General features: G+C 65.7%; 21 protein-coding genes and 1 pseudogene. 12 read left to right on the plus strand and 10 right to left on the minus strand.

The window, feature by feature from the left end; all coding sequences use genetic code 11:
- The first annotated feature begins 135 nt into the window (after window positions 1-135).
- Together ACFW6D_RS20120 and ACFW6D_RS20125 are read left to right on the plus strand one after the other, a co-directional pair.
- Window positions 136-1,311 (plus strand): MFS transporter, encoded by a 1,176-nt coding sequence (locus tag ACFW6D_RS20120; protein ID WP_379330204.1) that lies wholly within the window; start codon window positions 136-138, stop codon window positions 1,309-1,311.
- Window positions 1,312-1,426: 115 nt separating this feature from the next.
- Window positions 1,427-1,768 carry a hypothetical protein gene (locus ACFW6D_RS20125; protein WP_379330205.1) on the plus strand — a complete coding sequence of 114 codons (342 nt, stop codon included), beginning with the start codon at window positions 1,427-1,429 and terminating at the stop codon, window positions 1,766-1,768.
- Window positions 1,769-1,774: 6 nt separating this feature from the next.
- Here the strand turns inward: ACFW6D_RS20125 and ACFW6D_RS20130 are convergent, their stop codons facing one another.
- On the minus strand, window positions 1,775-2,662 hold the full coding sequence (locus ACFW6D_RS20130) for a phosphatase PAP2 family protein (protein ID WP_379330206.1): 888 nt from the start codon (window positions 2,660-2,662) through the stop codon (window positions 1,775-1,777).
- Window positions 2,663-3,160: 498 nt separating this feature from the next.
- Here ACFW6D_RS20130 and ACFW6D_RS20135 point away from each other — a divergent pair.
- Window positions 3,161-3,340 (plus strand): annotated as a pseudogene (locus ACFW6D_RS20135) (hypothetical protein); the annotation flags it as partial.
- A gap of 376 nt (window positions 3,341-3,716) precedes the next feature.
- Here ACFW6D_RS20135 and ACFW6D_RS20140 read toward each other — a convergent pair.
- From ACFW6D_RS20140 to ACFW6D_RS20155, 4 genes are all read right to left on the minus strand, one after another.
- Window positions 3,717-4,259, minus strand: a complete 543-nt coding sequence (locus ACFW6D_RS20140) for a TerD family protein (RefSeq protein WP_379330208.1) — start codon at window positions 4,257-4,259, stop codon at window positions 3,717-3,719.
- 39 nt (window positions 4,260-4,298) lie between these two features.
- The gene (nhaA, locus tag ACFW6D_RS20145) at window positions 4,299-5,588 is read right to left on the minus strand and encodes a Na+/H+ antiporter NhaA (RefSeq protein ID WP_379330331.1); all 1,290 of its coding nucleotides are present in this window, start codon (window positions 5,586-5,588) and stop codon (window positions 4,299-4,301) included.
- Window positions 5,589-5,720: 132 nt separating this feature from the next.
- Window positions 5,721-5,942 carry a hypothetical protein gene (locus ACFW6D_RS20150; protein ID WP_379330210.1) on the minus strand — a complete coding sequence of 74 codons (222 nt, stop codon included), beginning with the start codon at window positions 5,940-5,942 and terminating at the stop codon, window positions 5,721-5,723.
- A gap of 102 nt (window positions 5,943-6,044) precedes the next feature.
- Entirely contained in the window at window positions 6,045-6,353 is a 309-nt protein-coding gene (locus ACFW6D_RS20155) for a MerR family transcriptional regulator (RefSeq protein ID WP_379330212.1), read from the minus strand.
- Between the two features lie 158 nt (window positions 6,354-6,511).
- Between ACFW6D_RS20155 and ACFW6D_RS20160 the strand changes: the two genes are divergently transcribed.
- The 5 genes from ACFW6D_RS20160 to ACFW6D_RS20180 all read left to right on the plus strand — a co-directional run bounded on the left by ACFW6D_RS20160 (window position 6,512) and on the right by ACFW6D_RS20180 (window position 9,863).
- Complete coding sequence (locus ACFW6D_RS20160) at window positions 6,512-6,931, plus strand: Hsp20/alpha crystallin family protein (RefSeq protein ID WP_379238546.1); 420 nt, start codon at window positions 6,512-6,514, stop codon at window positions 6,929-6,931.
- 287 nt (window positions 6,932-7,218) lie between these two features.
- Window positions 7,219-7,935, plus strand: coding sequence for a multiprotein-bridging factor 1 family protein (locus ACFW6D_RS20165; protein ID WP_379330214.1), 717 nt, complete (start codon window positions 7,219-7,221; stop codon window positions 7,933-7,935).
- Window positions 7,932-8,336, plus strand: coding sequence for a hypothetical protein (locus ACFW6D_RS20170; protein WP_379330216.1), 405 nt, complete (start codon window positions 7,932-7,934; stop codon window positions 8,334-8,336). The genes ACFW6D_RS20165 and ACFW6D_RS20170 overlap by 4 nt, the downstream gene beginning before the upstream one ends.
- Window positions 8,320-8,883 (plus strand): hypothetical protein, encoded by a 564-nt coding sequence (locus ACFW6D_RS20175; RefSeq protein ID WP_379330217.1) that lies wholly within the window; start codon window positions 8,320-8,322, stop codon window positions 8,881-8,883. The genes ACFW6D_RS20170 and ACFW6D_RS20175 overlap by 17 nt, the downstream gene beginning before the upstream one ends.
- Window positions 8,880-9,863 carry a hypothetical protein gene (locus ACFW6D_RS20180; RefSeq protein WP_379330219.1) on the plus strand — a complete coding sequence of 328 codons (984 nt, stop codon included), beginning with the start codon at window positions 8,880-8,882 and terminating at the stop codon, window positions 9,861-9,863. Before ACFW6D_RS20175 ends, ACFW6D_RS20180 begins: the two co-directional genes overlap by 4 nt.
- On the opposite strand, the gene ACFW6D_RS20185 is transcribed toward ACFW6D_RS20180, so the two are convergent.
- The gene (locus ACFW6D_RS20185; RefSeq protein WP_379330221.1) at window positions 9,794-10,621 is read right to left on the minus strand and encodes a class I SAM-dependent methyltransferase; all 828 of its coding nucleotides are present in this window, start codon (window positions 10,619-10,621) and stop codon (window positions 9,794-9,796) included. The genes ACFW6D_RS20180 and ACFW6D_RS20185 overlap by 70 nt on opposite strands.
- A 30-nt stretch (window positions 10,622-10,651) precedes the next feature.
- Here ACFW6D_RS20185 and ACFW6D_RS20190 point away from each other — a divergent pair, with 30 nt between their 5' ends.
- The 3 genes from ACFW6D_RS20190 to ACFW6D_RS20200 all read left to right on the plus strand — a co-directional run bounded on the left by ACFW6D_RS20190 (window position 10,652) and on the right by ACFW6D_RS20200 (window position 14,320).
- Complete coding sequence (locus tag ACFW6D_RS20190; RefSeq protein ID WP_379330223.1) at window positions 10,652-11,383, plus strand: MBL fold metallo-hydrolase; 732 nt, start codon at window positions 10,652-10,654, stop codon at window positions 11,381-11,383.
- A 322-nt stretch (window positions 11,384-11,705) separates the two neighbouring features.
- The gene (locus tag ACFW6D_RS20195) at window positions 11,706-12,950 is read left to right on the plus strand and encodes a PucR family transcriptional regulator (protein ID WP_379330225.1); all 1,245 of its coding nucleotides are present in this window, start codon (window positions 11,706-11,708) and stop codon (window positions 12,948-12,950) included.
- Between the two features lie 47 nt (window positions 12,951-12,997).
- Window positions 12,998-14,320, plus strand: coding sequence for a lipase family protein (locus ACFW6D_RS20200; RefSeq protein ID WP_379330227.1), 1,323 nt, complete (start codon window positions 12,998-13,000; stop codon window positions 14,318-14,320).
- Window positions 14,321-14,375: 55 nt separating this feature from the next.
- Here ACFW6D_RS20200 and ACFW6D_RS20205 read toward each other — a convergent pair whose 3' ends face one another.
- The 4 genes from ACFW6D_RS20205 to ACFW6D_RS20220 all read right to left on the minus strand — a co-directional run bounded on the left by ACFW6D_RS20205 (window position 14,376) and on the right by ACFW6D_RS20220 (window position 16,927).
- Window positions 14,376-14,945 (minus strand): hypothetical protein, encoded by a 570-nt coding sequence (locus ACFW6D_RS20205; RefSeq protein WP_379330229.1) that lies wholly within the window; start codon window positions 14,943-14,945, stop codon window positions 14,376-14,378.
- 10 nt (window positions 14,946-14,955) lie between these two features.
- Window positions 14,956-15,558 (minus strand): TetR/AcrR family transcriptional regulator, encoded by a 603-nt coding sequence (locus ACFW6D_RS20210; RefSeq protein ID WP_379330231.1) that lies wholly within the window; start codon window positions 15,556-15,558, stop codon window positions 14,956-14,958.
- Window positions 15,559-15,849: 291 nt separating this feature from the next.
- The gene (locus ACFW6D_RS20215) at window positions 15,850-16,683 is read right to left on the minus strand and encodes a PIG-L deacetylase family protein (RefSeq protein ID WP_379330233.1); all 834 of its coding nucleotides are present in this window, start codon (window positions 16,681-16,683) and stop codon (window positions 15,850-15,852) included.
- A 16-nt stretch (window positions 16,684-16,699) separates the two neighbouring features.
- Window positions 16,700-16,927, minus strand: a complete 228-nt coding sequence (locus tag ACFW6D_RS20220; protein ID WP_379330235.1) for a hypothetical protein — start codon at window positions 16,925-16,927, stop codon at window positions 16,700-16,702.
- A 209-nt stretch (window positions 16,928-17,136) separates the two neighbouring features.
- Here ACFW6D_RS20220 and ACFW6D_RS20225 point away from each other — a divergent pair, with 209 nt between their 5' ends.
- A complete protein-coding gene (locus ACFW6D_RS20225) occupies window positions 17,137-18,024 on the plus strand; it encodes an alpha/beta hydrolase (RefSeq protein ID WP_379330237.1) in 888 nt (295 codons plus the stop codon).
- Window positions 18,025-18,396 lie beyond the last annotated feature (372 nt).

Below are 18,396 nucleotides of genomic sequence, written 5' to 3' on the forward strand. Positions count from 1 at the left end.
TTCCTTATCGGGCGTTTTCGGGGGGGGGCGCCCCGCCCGCGCCCGTGCATTCCCCCCCCCCCCCCGGGCGGGCGGGGTTCGGATTTGTGCCCCCCCCCCCCGGGGCGGCGGGCCGGCCCCGGCCGCCCCCGGCGGGTGCTGATCACGCTGTGTCTGACCGAGATCACCAGCTGGGGAATCCTGTACTACGCCTTTCCTGTACTGGCGGTGTCGATCTCGGCCGACACCGGCTGGTCGCTGTCGATGACCACCGCGGCGTTCTCGGTGAGCCAACTCGCCGCCGCGCTCACCGGGATTCCGGTCGGTCGTGTGATCGACCGGGCCGGGCCGCGGACGGTGATGACCGCGGGCTCGGTGCTGGCAGTGCCCGCGCTCATCGCGGTCGCGCTGGCACCGAACCCCGCGGTGTTCTTCGCGGGATGGCTCGCGGCGGGTGTCGCGATGGGGGCGGTGTTGTATCCGCCCGCGTTCGCGGCGCTGACCCGCTGGTTCGGCGCGGACCATGTCAAAGCCCTGATGATCCTCACCCTCTGCGGCGGCTTCGCCAGCACCGTCTTCGCTCCGCTCACCGCCACCCTCGTTCAGCACACCGACTGGCGCGCAACATATTTCACCCTCGCCGCCGTACTGGCGGTGGTGACGATTCCCGCGCACCTGTTCGGCCTGGCCGGCCCGTGGCCGAACCCCCCGACGGCTGCCTCGCCTGCCGACGACGACCACGGCGCGGTATCACGCAGTCCCGCGTTCGCGCTGTTGGTCGTCGCGTCGAGCCTCGGCGCGTTCGCGGTCTTCGCCGGGGTGTTCAACCTGGTCCCGCTGCTGATCGAGCGCGGTTTCTCACCGTCGCTGGCCGCTCTGACGCTCGGCCTGGGCGGTGCCGGACAGGTACTGGGCCGAATCGGCTACTTGCCGTTGCTCGCCCGCACCACCGTGCGTGGTCGCATCGTCGGCGCCTTCGCGGCAACGGCCGTCGTGACCGCCATGACCGGCTGGGCCACCACGGCCTTCGCGCTGATCACGCTGTCGATCGGCGCGGGCGTGGTCCGTGGCATCACGACCCTCGTCAAAGCCACCGCCGTCACCGATCGCTGGGGCGCCACCCACTACGGTCGCCTCAACGGACTCCTCTCGGCACCCGTGGTGATCGTGATGGCACTCGCCCCGTGGGCGGGAACCGTGCTGACGACCTGGACCGGCAGCTACGCCCGCACCTATTTCGTCCTCGCCGCCGTCGCGGGCCTTGCTGCGCTCGCGGCCTGTGCGACGATGCCCGCGCGCGATCACCGACTTGTCCAGGCAACATCCCGTTAACCTGCGGTTCGGTGGTATGGGTAATAGTCACCGGCTGGTGCGTCGGCTGTCGAACAGCTCCACAAATATCTGGATCGATCCCGGTTACCGGCGGGTAGTCACCTACATTGGGCTGATGAACGATGACACCGGCCATGGCGGGCGATCGCTCTCTCGAGGCGGTGGCGACGAGGTGCGCCGCAACCTCGAACTCGATTTGGGGATCGAGTCGCAAGGAAGCGATCTTTCAGCTACCCATCTGGGTTCGGTGGTCGATCATCTGGAAACCGCGATACAGCTCTGTGCCAGGGAGGGTATCCCGCTTCCGCTGGTGCTGAGCGAAGTGGAGTCCGCCCTCACCGCTATTCCTGACGATGTTCCCTTCGATCGGCATTCGAGCCTGCGCCTGCACCTCGTCGACTACGTGACAGCGTCGTTCGCGAAGAGTCACCTGCGATCGCCGTCGAGCGCGCAGTAGACCGTTTCAGGCCTGTGCTTTCGGGTCGACAGTGGTGTCGAGTCGGTGCCAGGCGGCGAGGAAAATCAGTGCCGCGATCACCGAACCGGCCGAGGCGAAGGCCGTGGCTCCGAGGTAGATGTCCCATTCGTCATCGTGGGTCGCGGCGGTGATGCCTTCCTCGCTCAACGGCACACCCCACAGCACGGCTCCCATCAGCAGGCTCGTCACGACCGAGATCGACGCCAGGACCGTGACGATCACCGGAAGCACCTTGGGGCGCCCGGTGTATCGCTGAACTCCGCCGCGCGCGACGAGGAACCAGGAGGCCAGGCAGGCCAGGCTCAGGGAGATGGCGTCGGCGGCGATGGTGTCGCTGAGGCGATGCCATTTCGCGGTCAGGGTGTAGTGGCCGATCCCGATCGCCCAGGTGAGCACGACGATCAGCGCGAGCCCGCGCCAGCGATAGGGCACCACGATGATCGTCGCGAAAAGCACCGTCATCGCGATCGTCGTGTGCCCACTCGGCAGGCTGTTCTGCGCGAAATGGCCGGTGATCTCCACCAATTCGGGCCGCGGCAGCACATACCGCTTGAGCGTCTGCACGACCACCTGTCCGGCGACGATCACCCCGACCGCGGCGACCAGCAGATCGAGCCGTCGGCGCAGTAGCGCGATCGCCGCGACGACCAACACCGCGATGCCGAGTGAATACACCGTGATCTGGTCCAGGTGTTGCGATGCCGCGTTCGCGTCACGCTCGGACGCCTGATCCGCGCCACGCAACGCGGCGTTCTCGATGGCCTGGCCGTCGCCGGTGCGCACGGCGAGCAGGTAGGTCGCGGTGGCGACGACGACGCCGAGGACGGCGATGATCGGCCAGCGGCGGTGGGGTGGCGTCGATGCGTCGGACATTGCGTCACGGTATGTCGCCCGGGAATCGGTTCTGGTCCGCCACGCCGAGGGCCTCGGGCGAGCAACTCGGATCATGGAGAGGTTCGCAATCACCCTGCTACCAACCGATTTGGATGCCGTCCGAATGGCTGCAAGTTTCTATGAAGCTCTGTATCAGGCAAAATGCGACATCAGATGGCCACATCAACCTTGACATACGTCCAGTTGCTGCAATTTACTTGGTCGGTTGTCGACGTTCGGCAATGTGACAGTTAATGACTTGGCGGTCGAGCGTGACACCGTCTCGACACGAGCAGAGGATCGACATTCATGCAGAAGACGATGAAGCGTTCGTTGGCCGTCCTGGCGGGTGCGACCCTGGTGTGGGGCGCCACGGCGTGCTCCGACAACAACTCGACACCGTCGCCGACGCCGAGCAGCACCACGACCGCGGCCCCGTCGACCTCGCCTGCCGGGCTGACTTCGGCATCGCCGCAGCCGACCACCAGCCCTGAGCAGCGTGGCGCCGACGGCTCGACCGGCAACAACCTGAGCGCGGAGTACTGCGCGAAGAACCAGGACCCGGGCTGCCCGGCAGGCAGCTACGTCGGTCCGAACGCGATCCAGAGTCCGAACGGTGACGGGACCTGGGTGCCGTGCGAAGGCACGATCTGCACCAACCCCAATCACGGCGCAGGCACTCCCGAGCCGACCACCCCCGCACCCGTCGTCACCCCGACGACCACCCCGGCGGACTCGGCGCCAGTCGCGGGCGCACCCTGTGAAGGCGATGGCCGCTGGGTCCACCTCGAGGGTGGCAATGCCGGCCATTACGGCACCGAATGGCTCTGCCAGCACTGACCGATACCTGCGGCCATCAGGCCGGTACTCGAGGTGGAGGTAGCGGCGCCGGTCGACGACAACAGTGGTTGTCGACCGGCGCCGAACTCATCGGCGCACCGGCACGGCGACCGTGTAGCCCTCGTCTTCCATGGCCAGCCGTAGTGACTCGCGGACCCGGGTGTCGTCCTCGACGATCATCAACTGTGCGTTCATGTGGGAATCTCCGTCGGGCTCAGCTGAGGTAACCAGCTAGCTGGGGGATGGCGTGGACGACGTGTTGGGCCCAGATCGGTTCGCCGATGGGGGCGAAGTCCCAATCCTGGTGGGGGCGGCGGAGTTTGCCGAGGACCAGGCCGGTGTGGGAACCGGCGCTGTCGAGGCCGATGCGCATCAGTTCGGTCCGGTCGACATTGTCGGTGACGCGGCAGAACCCGTTCTCGACCTGGTCGAATCGCTGCCCGGTATAGCAGGTCACGATGAAGACGATGGTGGTGACACTCGGGTTCAGCCGGGTCAGGTCCACCACGATGACCTCGTTGTCGCCGTCTCCGTCGCCGGTGACACTGTCGCCGAGGTGCCGGACCGAGCCGTCGCGCGAGGTCAGTTGCTCGTGGAAGGCGACATCGACGAGGCGGGTGCCGGCGAACATCAGGGCCGCCGCGTTCAGATCGACATCTTTACGCTGTCGTCCGAACATGTTGGGCCGCACGGGATCCCAGCCCAACCCCATCGTGACGTGGGCGAGACCGCCGCGGCGGGGGACAGGTCCGGTCATGGCGTGCTCCTCGTCGAGCGATCGATAGTCGTGCGCTGGTCAGCGCGGGTGTTGATAGACATCGGGGATGCCGTCGCCGTCGTCGTCGCGCGATTCGGCTTCGTCGAGTGCCCGGTAGACGCGGTTGCGAATGCGCAGCACGATGGTGGCCAGGATCGCCGCGGTCACCGTGCCGAACAGCACGCCGATGCGGACGTGGTCGGCGCTCGTGTGGTCACCGGCGAAGGCGAGTTCGCCGACCAGCAGCGACACGGTGAACCCGATACCGCCCAGCAGCGCCACACCGGCGACGTCGATCCACGCCAGTTCCGAATCGAGTTCGGCACGGGTGAGCTTGGCGGTGAGATAGGTCGTCGCGGTGATACCGATCAATTTGCCCGCGACCAGGCCCACGATGATGCCGAGCGTGACTTTGTCGCCGAGGGAATCGGTGAGCCCGCTCAATCCACCGATGGTGACGCCCGCGGCGAAGAACGCGAACACCGGCACCGCGAACCCGGTCGAGAGCGGTCGGATGGCGTGTTCGAACCGCTCGGCAGGCCCGTGCTCGTCGGGTTCGCCGTGCTCGGCCAGCACTGGCACGGTGAAACCGAGCAGAACTCCCGCGACGGTGGCGTGCACCCCCGAGGAATGGACAAGCCACCACGCGACGAGTGCGAGCGGCACCAGCAGCCAGGGCGAACTGATGCGACGCTGCACCGCGAGCGCGAACAGTGCGATCGGCACGATGGCCGCGGCCAGGTAGGGCAGGTTCAGTTCGCTGGTGTAGAAAATCGCGATCACCGTGACCGCGAGCAGATCGTCGACCACCGCCAGGGTGAGCAGGAAGGTGCGCAGCGCGGCAGGCAGGTGTGTGTTGATCACCGCCAGCACAGCCAGCGCGAACGCGATATCGGTGGCAGTGGGAATGGCCCACCCGTCCACCGCGCCGCCCCGGTTGATCAGCACATAGATGATGGCCGGACATACCATGCCGCCGATCGCGGCGACAACAGGCAGCGCCGCCCGACGAGGGTCACGCAGATCGCCCGCCACGAACTCCCGTTTGAGCTCGAGCCCGACCACGAAGAAGAAGATCGCCAGCAACCCATCGGCCGCCCAGGCGCTCAACGACAGATTCAGATGCAGCGACGACGGCCCGATCTGGAAATCACGCAACGCCTCGTAAGCACTCGCCCACGGCGTATTGGCCCAGATCAGCGCGATGATCGCCGCGATGATCAGCAGCACACCACCAACGGTTTCGCGCCGCAGCACCGAGGTCAGCCGTTGAGCTTCGGGCCAACTGCCGCGAGTGAGAACCTTGCGACGAGTCGCGGGCGGCGTCATCGGATCACCGCCCGGCATAGGCGGTCGATAGGGCCTGAACTGCGCAGCAATAGCAAGAGTGGTTACCCGTCACCAATCGAACCCCACTCGACGGAGTCGAGTCGGGGTTGCCGACCAGACTTCCCGGCGCACCTATCCGTAAAGATGCCGCACTGACCCCACCCACCGCAAACCGAACGCGCACTCACCCGACTTCGTCACAGTACCGCTGGCTGTGAGGGATTTACCGATGGCGCTTTTGGGGGCGGTGGTTCCGGCCATCGCGTAGTCGGCGTCGAATTCGATGTAGTCGATCATGTGGCCGGTGACCAGGTGGGCGACGCGTTCGCCCATGTCGTGTTCGGGGAGGACCACGTGGTGGGCGCCGACTCGTTCGAGGATCTGGCCGTGCTGGCGGCTGGTGGCCTCGGCCCAGATCTTCGGGATCTCGAGTATCTCGTGGTGAGGTGGTGTTTTCTACGTCGGTTCGGCGCGGAGGCGGTCGCGTTCGGCGCGCAGGCGGGCGACGGTGTCTTCGAGTTCGAGGATGCGGGCCACCGCGGTGAGGTTGACGCCCTCGCCGGTGAGGGTGGTGATGCGGTGCAGGCGGGTGAGGTCGTCGCCGCTGTAGCGGCGGGTGCCGCCCGCGCTGCGTTCGGGGGTGAGCAGGCCGTGCTGCTCGTAGAGGCGCAGGGTCTGGACCCCGATGCCGGCCAGCTCGGCGGCCACGGAGATCGCGTACACCGCCTGCGCGGGCGAGGGCATGCCGTCGTGCGGGGGGATCATCTAGGTCCTCACCTCGATTCCTTTGCTTCCCGATCAGGTTACTTGGTGCTGGTACTTGCACTCATCTGGGTCAAGTGCTAAATAATATCTATGTCAGATGACACAGGTTATCTGATAATCATCCTGAGTGAGAATGGAGTGAGTTGGAGGTGGCGACCATGTTGATGCGCACCGATCCCTTCCGTGATCTGGACCGGTGGACCCAGCAGATGTTCGGCACAGCAGCGCAACCGGCGGCGATGCCGATGGATGCCTGGCGCGACGGCGACGAGTTCGTCGTCGAATTCGACCTGCCCGGAATCGATCCGGATTCCCTCGACCTCGACGTCGAACGCAATGTGGTGACCGTGCGCGCGACGCGCCCCCGCCTCGACGCCGACCGATCGATGATCGCCGCGGAACGCCCACGCGGAGTGTTCAGCCGCCAATTGTTCCTCGGCGAGAGCCTCGACACCGACCAGATCCGCGCCGACTACCGCAATGGCGTACTACGCCTGTCGATCCCGGTGGCGGAGCGGGCCAAACCCCGCAAGATCGAGATCGCCCGCGACAACGAACCCCAGGTCATCAACGCCTGAGTGCGCTTCCGTCGGTCCACCGGCAGTGTGTACTGGCGCCCCCTTCGCGCCAGTACACACAGCTGTGGTCCCCTGTGCCGAGCCAGGCGCCGGTGGAGTCAGCGTGTGTCGCTGCGCGGCTAGATCTGCATATCATGAAACCATCACAGAAATATCATGAGTAGTTTCATGTCGGGATTTTCACGCTGTGAGCATAGCTGATATCGGCGTGAGTAGTCCATGTAGTCGTCAGGGGTCGAGGGCATGCGGAAAGGTGATTCGGTGAGGGTTGGCATAAGGTTTCGACTGTGGTGACTCGAGGTCTGCAGGGGCGCTTCGGCGAGATCGTCGCCGAGCGGCGCGGCGAGCTCGGGCTCTCGCGCAAAGAGGTCGGTGCCGCGGGCGGGCCCTCGGTCGCGACCCTGGCTCGGGTCGAGCACCCCGGCGACGGTACGGCGCCACCGAGTCCGAAGACGTTGAAACTCCTGGACATCGGGCTCCGGTGGGCTCCTGGCAGCGCCAGGCTCGCACTGCACGGCGGCGATCCGGCGGCGGTGGCAGAACCCTCGCCGACGAGTAGTTCGGGTGAAATCGAGAGCGACCCACTGGCTTTCCGTCTGGTCGAGGTCGATATCGACGTCGTGGACAGTCTCGTCGGCGCTGCCGATCTGTTCTTCCAGCTGTGTGATCGAACGGATCTTCCCGAGGCCGCTCAACAGGCCGCGCAGATGGTGAAAGAGCAGTTGGGCATCGCGGTCGGCAGGCTCGCCGCCGCGCAGGCGACCGAGGTGCTCGAACGGGCGGGCGGCCCCGGCCGGGAACTCCCGAAGGGCATCGAACGGCTGCTCGGCGCGCTGCTCGCGGCACCGCCGGTGACCACCGGGGGCGATTGCGAAGACCAGCAGTATCGGCGTTGGCTCGCAGCCAAGGCCATCGATCTCGACCCCGCCGGTGTGGACAGGTTCACCCGGCGATGGCGGTCTAAGCTCGAGCGGATACGCCTGACCGAGGGAGAAGGTCGTTGAATCAGCGCACCCGAATCGTGCCGTTGGACAAGCGGGTGAACACACTGTTCGCCACCGTCATCGACGGCGACGGCATCGAAGTGGCGGCATCGGCTGTGGCGCAAGCACTGTCGCAGAAGCTGGGGCGCCCGGTGGCGACGAAAGACATCGAAGCGCTGCGCCTGCCCGGCGCGCAACAACCGGCCGATGACATACTCGCGGAGCTGGCCCGATACTTCGATATGCCGGATGCTTTCCTGTCGAGCGACCCCGACCAGTACTACGCCCCCTACCACCAGCTCGGTCTATTGATCATGCAGCGCGACAAGCGAATTCCCTTCCTCGCACTGCGCGCCGACTCGGATCAACTGGGCGAGGACGCGGTACAAGAGTTGACGAAGTACCTTGACTCCCTCGACTAGCGGCGCCACCGACCCGGATCGTGTCGTCGCCGAACGCGCACTCGCCGAACTCACGCTGCGGCGCCCCTGGTCGATGCGCCGGTTCGTGGAGGAATTGAGCCTGCAGCGAGGCCGACCGATCGAAATCGTCGAGGGACTGGGCGAATACGAGTCCATCGACTTCTCCGGCATCTGGATTCCGTTGCCGGAGAAAGACCTCATCCGTCACCGGTCCGAGGTGACCGCGATCGAGCGGGACGGCATCATCGCGCACGAACTCGGCCACATCGTCCTCGGCCACGATGTCTCCGAGGACGAGCGGCTCGAGTACTACTCGCGCACCACGCCGTCGATCCCGGCGGCCGTCATTCAACGGCTGATCGACCAACAGGCTTGTCTGCGAAGCAATTTCGACGCACCCATCGAACGGCAGGCGGAATGGTTCGCCACGCTGCTGATGCAGGCCGCCGAGGAACTCAGCCGCCCACTGCTACCTGACCGGGAACTCAGCCCGCGCCAGCGGCGCATGCTCGAACGCGCGGCTGTGGTCTTCGGGTGGTCGATGTGAGCATCGCCGTCACCGCCATCGTTCCCGTCCTGTTGCTCCTGCTCGCGGCGCACCGCATCAGCTCCGGCTCCCAGGGTTCGGGGACCGGACTCGCGAATCCGCTCACTCAACTGCTGCTCGCTCTCGGCCTGGCGAAGGCCTGCCGTATCCGCCATGTCACCGACAATGTGATCAACCCGGTCCTGCAGGAATGGACGGGCGTCGCGAACGTGATGTCTCTGGCGGGCATGACTTTCGGTGCGCTGGCCGCGATTCCGTTGCTGACGCTGGTCTCCTACGTCACGGGCCGTGACCTGCCCATCCGAGTACAGGCCGCCTGCGCCGTCACCATCGTCGTCGCGATGGCTGTCACCTTCCTGTCGACCCCGATGGCCGACACCCCGACCGAATACATGAGCAACGATTTTCCCGTCACCGGCCCGGTGATCGCGTATTGGATCGCCTATCTCGCGCCGCTGGCCGGCGCGGTCGTCCTCAGTGGCGTGTACACGGTGCGTGAGCTCGCCTGGGTGCGGCGGGGACCGTTCGCGGCGGCCCTGGCACTCATCGCGACCGCCTGTGCCCTCGGCCTCGTCTACTGTGTGTTCAAAATCGTGAACCTCGTTCTCCAGCAGCAGGGTTCGGGTGGATTCTGGCATCGCAACGCCGAATTCATCTCCATCGCCCTCGGGCTCACCGCCGTCGTCGCCGCCGGTTCGGCCGCGGGAATCTATGCGGCTTACCTCCTCAAAGACCGGCTGCGCCGCTATCGGCTGCTGCGCCACCACGGCGACACCTGGGTCCGAGCCCGCACCATGAACCCCGATGTCGTGCTCGACCGAGGTTTCGCGTTCGGCACCACCCGGCGAGCCTGCTGGGCGGCGGCGAGATCGCCGGAGGCCGCCTACCGGCTACAGATCGAGTCGGCCGATCACGCGCACTCCGAGCGGCGCTCGGCCGCTACCAGCCACGCGATCTCGCGACCAGGGGTCTCCTCGTAGGGCAGCTCACGGCCGAGTGTCGCGCCGTGTGCCTTGATCGTCGTCGCGGTGACGTCCCAATCCCGTTCCGCGAGCCACGTTTTCGGATCGGTGATCCAGGATCGGAATCCGTACCCCGCCGAACTGGTGCGCTGGGTCATCTCCTTGGTCTGTGCTTCGGTGAGCGACCCCGCACCGAAATGTCCGCACAGCAAGCGGCTTCCGGCGGCCGACAGCTCGGAGACAGCGGTGATGATCCGGTCGTTGGTCGCGGAGTCGAAATAGATCAGAATCCCCTCGGCGATCCACACGGTCGGCTGCGAAGGGTCGAATCCTGCCTCGATCAGCCGGGCAGGCCAGTCGGCGGCAGTGAGATCCGCTGCCACGTCGACATATTCGCCGCCTCGCTCGTCCATCACCGACCTTTTGAACGCCAGCACATTCGGCAGGTCGATCTCGAAGAACCGGGCCCGCACACCGAGACGGGCAGCGCGCGCATCAAGCCCGGCTCCGAGCAGCACCACCTGCCGACACCCCGCCGCCACCGCGTCGACCACCCCGGCGTCGAGCCAGTGCGTGCGCACCGCGACCGACAGGTAGACCCGGTTCGAGGTCACATCCGAGAGACCGATGTCGCTCACCGGCAGCCCGGAGGCATCCACGAACAGTGCCGCGAACTCATCGTGGAACAGCGCGTCGTCTCGGCTGCTCTCCAGCGCGCGGAAGTGCGCGACGGCAACCGCGGTCGCACTGATGTCGGTTTCGGTGAACGAGGCCATTCGAGCAACATCCTGTCGAAGTCGAGACCGATGAAGACGTACTCAACCTACCGGAGGCAGCCGGTGGTCCCTCGCTACCATCAGGCAGTGATCACGATCGATAGTCCCTATACCGGAGACGTCTCGCCGGGGTCGAATCCCCAGCAACGCAACATAACCGGCGCTCGAATCATCAAGATGTCGGTAGGTGGCGGCGACAACAATGTCTACCTCGTGCAGGACTGCGCCACCGGTGCGGCGCTGCTCATCGATGCCGCCAATGAGGCAGCGCGGCTGATCGAGCTCATCGAGCAGGAAGCCGCGGACCAGGTGCGGCTCATCGTCACCACGCACCAGCACATCGATCACTGGTGGGCGTTGCCCGAGGTAGCCGGGCTCGGAATCCCCACCGCCGCACACGAACTCGACGCGGCCCCGCTACCCGTGACCCCGGATCGGCTGCTCTGCGACAACGACGCGATCGTCATCGGAGACCTGACGTTCACAGTCATCCATCTGCGCGGCCACACGCCCGGCGCGATCGCGCTCGCACTCACCGACGGCGCGGGCCGAACGCACCTGTTCACCGGCGACAGCCTGTTCCCCGGCGGCATCGGCAAAACCGCCACACCAGCCGACTTCGACTCGCTCTATCGCGATGTCACGACCAAGCTGTTCGACCGCTACCCCGACGACACCGCGGTATATCCGGGCCACGGCGCCGACACCACGCTCGGCACCGAGCGCCCACACCTCGACGAATGGCGACAGCGAGGCTGGTGAATCCGCCAGGATCGAAAAGTGAGTGGTTATCTCTAAATCGGGTGACCAGTTTCCGAGTTGGTTGGAACCCCGCAGCAGACTCCCAGGTAGGGCGCACTTTTTTCGGTTCAGAATGTGGTCGAAAAGAAAAGTAGAAGGTGAGCGGTAGCTCATCCTACTGTTATGCCCACGAACAATTCGCAGTGCGATCTGTCACATCGGAACGAGCGAAAGTGCCTACGCGTCAGCGTCGAACACTAGCCGTTCCATCGCTACCTGCGGAAGAAGGAACCGTCACCAACGACCTGTTCGGTCTCGTTGGTGGTACACAAAGGAGTCCGCGATGACGATCGAGCTCGACAAGGCGCCCACCTTCACCCCGCTGCGCGATGTGCGCGGCCTGACCGGTGAGCTGGTGAACCATTTCGTCGCGAATGTGGCGAGCAAAACCTCGCCAGGGGACGCGATCGCCGCCGACGTCACCCGGATGTGCCTCGAGATCGTGGGTGGTGTCATCGAGAGTCGTGACGTCACCGACAAGCTGAAGCGGCTCTCCGTCGCCGCGGCCGGGTGGGCCCACGTTGGGGTGCCGATCGAAGTCGTCCTGCGTGCATTCCACGAAGGCCTGCGCCTGAGCGTGGAGCAGGTCTACACCACGGAAGTGGCCCACGACCGCGACACCATGATCGATGGATTCCGAACGATTCTGTCGATCTCGGATCTGATGTGTACCACCGTGACCCGGTCCTACCTGCGCGAACAGCGTGAGGTCGCCGATGAGCACCGCACCGCGGTGCATACCCTCACCACCGCCCTGCTGGCCGGTCGCCCGACATCGACGATTGCCCGCGAATGCGGAATCTCCGTCGCGGACGCGTATTCGGTACTGGCGCTGTCGATCCCGGCCCATCCCGACGAAGCCGATGCGCGATTCAACGGCTCGGTCGTGGCACGGCGCAAGTTGCGTCGGGTGCAGGCGGCACTGGCCCACCACTGTGGCGAACGGGCGCTCGCGCAGCTGTCCGTCGACGGCGGAACCCTTCTCCTGCCGACCGAGTCGATGAACGACACCCAACTCGACGCGCTGATCGCGTCCCTGTCGCACGCCGCTCGGGTCGACATCACGGCCGCGCTGGTGCCGGCGGCGACCGCGGACATCGCCGACGGGGCCCGGCGCGCCCACGAAATGCTCGACATGGTCGAACGGCTCGAATGCGCACCGCGGCTTTACCGATTCGACGAGCTCGCCCTGGAATACCAGCTCACCCGGCCCGGCCCAGCCCGCAACCTGCTCGGCAACCTCCTCACGCCCCTGGACAACCACCCCGAGCTGTACGAGACGCTGCGGATTCACATCTCCAACAACATGAACCGTCAACGCACCGCCCGGCTGATGCATATCCACACCAATACCGTCGACTACCGGCTTCGCCGGATCGCCACCCTCACCGGGCTCGATCCCACGCAGTCCTCGGGTCTGTGGCAACTACGTTCGGCGATGATCGCCCGCAGCCACCAGGGCTCGCCGACGTCGACCACCGCACACGAGGTGGACGCCACCGGCTTCCTCGCGGCTCGCTCCGCCTGAGGCGACCTGTGATTTCAGAGACCGACGAAGTGGTGAACGGAGATGCGGTGCGAGAACGACGAACGGTGGAGCACGGCGACAGCCCGCTACTACCGTCGCAGGATCCGTTCATGCACTGCCCCGCCGACATTGCCACCTACGCGCCCGGTGCCCTGATCCGCAGTCGTCAGGTCGAGTTGTCCCTGTTCGGAACCGTTCGTCAGCGGGTCGAGGCATGGCAGCTGGCCTACCGCAGCACCGATCTGCACGGACATCCGGAATTGAGCGTCACGACCGTGGTGCTGCCCGCCGACGCGGTGCCGGATCCAGGCCGTCCGCTGCTGCTGTTCCAGTCCGCGATCGATTCGATCACCGAACGGTGCGCGCCTTCCTACGCGCTCAGACACAACACCCGCGCGCGTGGTTCGATCACCCGCCTCGAGTGGTTGCTCATCGCGAACGCGCTCAAACGCGGCTGGGCGGTCAGCATCGCCGACCACGGTGGCAAACACGGCAGCTTCGGGGCGCCGCGAGAACCCGGATACCGGTGCCTCGACGGCGCACGTGCCGCACTGGCCTTCTCTCCACTCGGTCTGCACTCTCGAACCCGAATCGCGGTGTGGGGCTATTCCGGTGGCGGGATGGCCAGTTCCTGGGTCGCGGAAATGGCTCCCCAGTACGCGCCCGAACTCGCGATTGTCGGAGCGGTACTCGGCGCGCCGGTGGGTGACCCCGGCGAAATCCTCCTGCGACTCGACGGTGGTCGTTTCGCTGGATTTCCCGCGATGGTGATCGCCGCGCTGCGTCGGCTGTACCCCGCGTTGGATCGTGCGATCACCGCGAACGCCACGCCGACGGGACTCGACCTACTGAGCCGAGCCGAGAAACTGCCACCACTCGTCGCGGTCTCGCGGATGAGCGGTCTCGAGTTGGACGACCACCTGTTTCGGCCGTTGCAGGAGATCCTCGCCGAACCCGCCGTGCGCGCGGTGATCGACGATCTGCGGCTGGGGCGGTCCACTCCGACGTGTCCGCTGCTGGTGCTCCAGCCGGTCAACGACCAGGTCATCCACTGCGGCAACGTCGACCTGCAGGTCCAGCGGTACCTGCGGGCGGGCGTGCACGTCACCTACTTCCGCGACCGACTCAGCGAACATTTCTCCATGCTTCCGCTGTCCACCTCGTTGAGCCTCGCGTGGTTGACCGACCGCCTCGAGGGCAAGCCGTTGCCCGCGCCACAGACCCGCACCGTGCTCTCGCTGAGCACCCTCTCATCGAGCTGGCGCGGTCTCCCCGGCGTCGCGGGTACGGCGCTCGCGGTCGCGGTCGGCCGACCCCTGCACGGTCGACGGGCCGCGGATCCGGTCACGGAAACCGAGAAGGCGGCCTAGGGGAGGAACTCGACGCCGACCGATCGACGGTCGCCGCGAAACGTCCGCGCGGAGGTCATATTCCGACGACCAGCGCGACCGCGACCAGGACGTCGACAACAGCGCACCATTCGGCGAACGAACGCGCGACCGTCCGGTTGAGCCGAAGATGCACGAAGTCCCACACTCCGTGCAGCAGCCAGCAGGCGGCCAGCACATAGCGCCCGATCTCAGGGTCGGCCACGATGCTGACCACTGCGAGAGCGCCGAAACCGGCCATGCCCAGCGCCTGGATCGTGAAATCCTCGCCGCGGCCCAGCTGGCCGTCGACCGCCGCCCACACCAGCAGAATCAGCGCGATCGCCGCGAACACGTACCCGGTCCGGACGATGTCGAATTTGCTCACGACGGTCGCCAGGACGAGCAGGCCGATGACGACCGGCCAGGTCGATGCGGGGCGGCGCAATTTCGCCACGATGAGGTAGAGCAGCGGCAGCATGAGCAGGATGTCGCCGAGTTCGTTGTCGGCATCCCCAGCCACTCCCGCGCCCAGCGCGGCGACCGTCGCCAGTCCCAAGACCGTCGGCCAGCGCTCGACCAGCTTTCCCAGCCAGTGCCTGCGCTCCGGCGTTTCGGTGGTGGCCATCTGAATTCCTCTAGCTAGGAGCACGATTCGACGCGAGAACGGGAAGCACGGTGGCGGTGACGAGACCGGCAGCGTCCGCAGACCGAACCCGACCGGCGCCGACCTCTTCGGCGGCACCCTTCAAGACGTAATGGATGACGTTGCGCAGCCACGGAACAGGTAGATCGGTGCGGAATTCACCCTGCCGCTGCCCACGGCGAATGAGTTCGTCCATGCGCTCGGCGTGACTGTCGTGGAGCTGCTGGATTCGACCCGCGGGCAGCGCCTCGACTGCGGCGGTCAACAACGCCGAGGACTCGGCGATCAAAGCCCAACTGGCACCGAGCAATTGGATCATCGCCCGCTCGGCGTTCCCACTGAGATCGGCCGCCGCCAACATCTCGTCACCCTCCGCCAGCGCGGCAGCCAGGGCCGCCTCGACCAGCGCGGCCCGGTTGGGAAAATGCCCGTACACCGTCATCCGTCCAACCCCCGCGACCACGGCGATGTCATCGATACTCGCCTGTGGATCCTTGCTCAGCTCAGCGCGGGCCGCACCGATGATGCTGTCGATGCTGCGACGGGCATCTGCGCGTTTGCGACGGGGTGTGGTGGCGCTCACATGCTCCAGCATAACTCGTATAGTGCTGTACGGGTTAGTGGTCATTCGGGGGCGACTGCCGGTCCGCTGGGCCGGCTCGGGTTCGCACTCGGCGTTCTCGCGTCGGCGGGGTTACGTCGAGTAGAGAGCTCGCTCCGGACTGCGGCCCTGAATCGATCCCGACCCCACGCCATGGCGACAGTGCTGGTCAATTGCGCGCAGGGCAGCGCTGCCCTGGCGGTCACTCCGATTCCGTCTGCGCCTCGGACAACCGCAGTGTCATAGCCATACGTACACGATGCCGGTAGATCTCACCCGTGTCGATTATTGACGTGAGTTCGAATCGCCTGCCGATATGTCCGGAGACGCCACCAGGATCGTTTGCGTGAAGATATCGTCGAGCGGGCCCGGTGCGGGGCGTTGGAAACCGTTCTCGGCGAACCATTCCCACCGGAGAAGCCGTGCCTGAGCGGGCGTTGGCATGTGCCGCAAGGTGTGGGCGATCTTGGCGAAACGGCCGCCGCCACGGAGGACGGAGCGGTGTTGGGCGAGTGCGTTCATTCGCTGTGGGGCGAAGGCGCTGACGTCGATGCGGTGGGTGATGTCTGCGCGGGCGGTGAAACCGGTGCTGATCGCGGTGGCGTCGTAGCCGAGTAGGCGCGCGGGCCAGGTCAGTCCCGTGAATAGTTCGCGGGGGATCGTCGCGTTCAGCACCCGGGGGATGCCTGCCCTTTTCGCGGCAAGGGCGCCGACTTCGTGGACCCGGATGTGGTCGGGGTGGCCGTATCCGCCGTTGCGGTCGTAGCTCAGCAGAATTTCCGGGCGTTCCTGGGTGAGGATTGCTGCCAGGCGCTCGGCCGCCTCGTCGATGGGTGCCCGGACGAATCGGGTCCGTCCGGGCGGGTCCGGATACAGAACCGGACCGTGTCCGCTGTCGGCGTAGCCGAGGTGTTCGACCCTGTTCACGCCGAGAACCTCAGCACTGGAATGTAATTCGCGCAGGCGGGGTGCGAGGTCGTCGTCGAACTGTTCCATATGTCCGTCGCAGGCGACCACGATGACGGTGCGGTGGCCTGCGTGGGCGAGTTTCGCCAGAGTTCCGCCGGTCAGGATTATCTCGTCGTCGGGGTGGGCGTGGAATGCCACGACGGTCGCCATCCCGCCAGTATCGCGCTCAATCGCGCGCGCGACCAAGGGCTGGTTTGGTTCGCCACAGCTCGATTCCGATGTCCACGAGGTCGACTCGGTCGAGTTGCTCGATGTCGGTGAGCGGATGCCAGGCGGCGAGGTCGGTCGAGCCGTCGGTTTCGTTGCGGAGTTCACCAGCGCGGATGTCGCCTTCGTACACGATTCGTAGGGCCCTGGAAGTCGGCGAATTCACTGAACGGGTGGTGGCGGTCATGCGGTCGCACTGCACGGGATGGGTTCGCGACCGTCCGAGGATGTCGATCTGTTCTCCGATCGGCGTGGCAGTCCAGGCGAGGTCGCCGACGCTTGCCGTTGCGCTGGAACATAACCCGGGCTTCGACCGGCACATGTTCGCCGAATCGCTGTCCTATCTGCGCCAGGTCCGTACCGTCGTTGGAGAACGAAACTATCGGAGGGGGCTTCATGCGTGTCGATGTCGAATTCACCAGTGGCGGGGTGGTTTTGAGGGGATGGCTGTATAGCCCGGACAATGCGCCGCGGAGTGTGCCGCTCGTGGTCATGACTCATGGCTTCGCGGGCGTGAAAGAGTGGGTAGCCCCTTTTGCTGAAGTGCTCAGCAATGCCGGCCTAGCATGCCTTGTATACGACCACCCGGGCTTCGGGACCTCGGACGGGCAACCGCGCCACGAGGTCGACCCTGGCGCACAGATCGAGGGCTATCGCGATGCGATCACTTTCGCCCAAACACTAGAGGGGATCGACTCCGACAGGATAGGCGTCTGGGGTACCAGCTTCTCGGGTGGACACGTCCTGGTGGTCGCTGCGACAGACCGGCGCGTGCGCGCGGTTGTCTCTCAGGTACCGACTACCAACGGGTGGGCCAACTTCCGCAGCTTGGTCCCAACGACAATGCTGCCGATCGTTCACGAGGCGATCGCTGCTGACCGCATGGCCCGCGCGTGCGGCAAGCCTCACCAAACGCTCAAAGCAGCCTCCGAAGTCCCGACAGACTTCGTCGCTATGCCCGGAACAGAGGCATATCAATGGCTGATGGCCAATGGTCCCCAGGTGCCCTCTTGGCGTAACGAGGTCACCGTCTCCAGCATCGATAAATTCCAGTCGTACACGCCGGAAGCGTTCATACGACGGGTGTCGCCAACCCCTCTGCTGATGGTGATCGCCGAACAGGACACTCTGGCACCGACCGACATCGCGCTGCAAAGCTACGCCGAAGCGTTGGAACCGAAGCGCCTCGTCCTGGTACCCGGGCCGCACTTCGCAGTGTACGAGGAGCAGTTCGAAAGAACATCCGGGGCTGCTCGTGATTTCTTCCTCGAAACCCTCGCCTAGTCCGCGGTCGAGACGCGACGACCCGATGGCATCCTTACAGGCTTCGGGGTTCGTCTCTAGACCTGTGTAGCAAGGCATGCAGCCCAAATGCGTTGGGCGTCCCACACCGCAACACCATCGGATTGCCGCCAGTCCAAGCCGGCGAACGGAGACTGGTACCGATTGGCTGCACGATGAATGTGCACTCGAGAGGTCGATGCGCCCCCAGGATCTCGACCGCGACCAGTGCCTGGTCTTCCTGCGGGCTGCGACTTGGCAGATTTCGGTGACCTGGCCGGAGGGGATCGCGTAGCGGTAGATGCCTGTCAGCGGCGGAACGAGCGGCTCGATCATCGCCGACCACCCTCGGTCGACGCAGACATACACCGCAGT

It is taken from the genome of Nocardia sp. NPDC058705 (assembly GCF_042749305.1).
Classification (GTDB): Bacteria; Actinomycetota; Actinomycetes; order Mycobacteriales; family Mycobacteriaceae; genus Nocardia.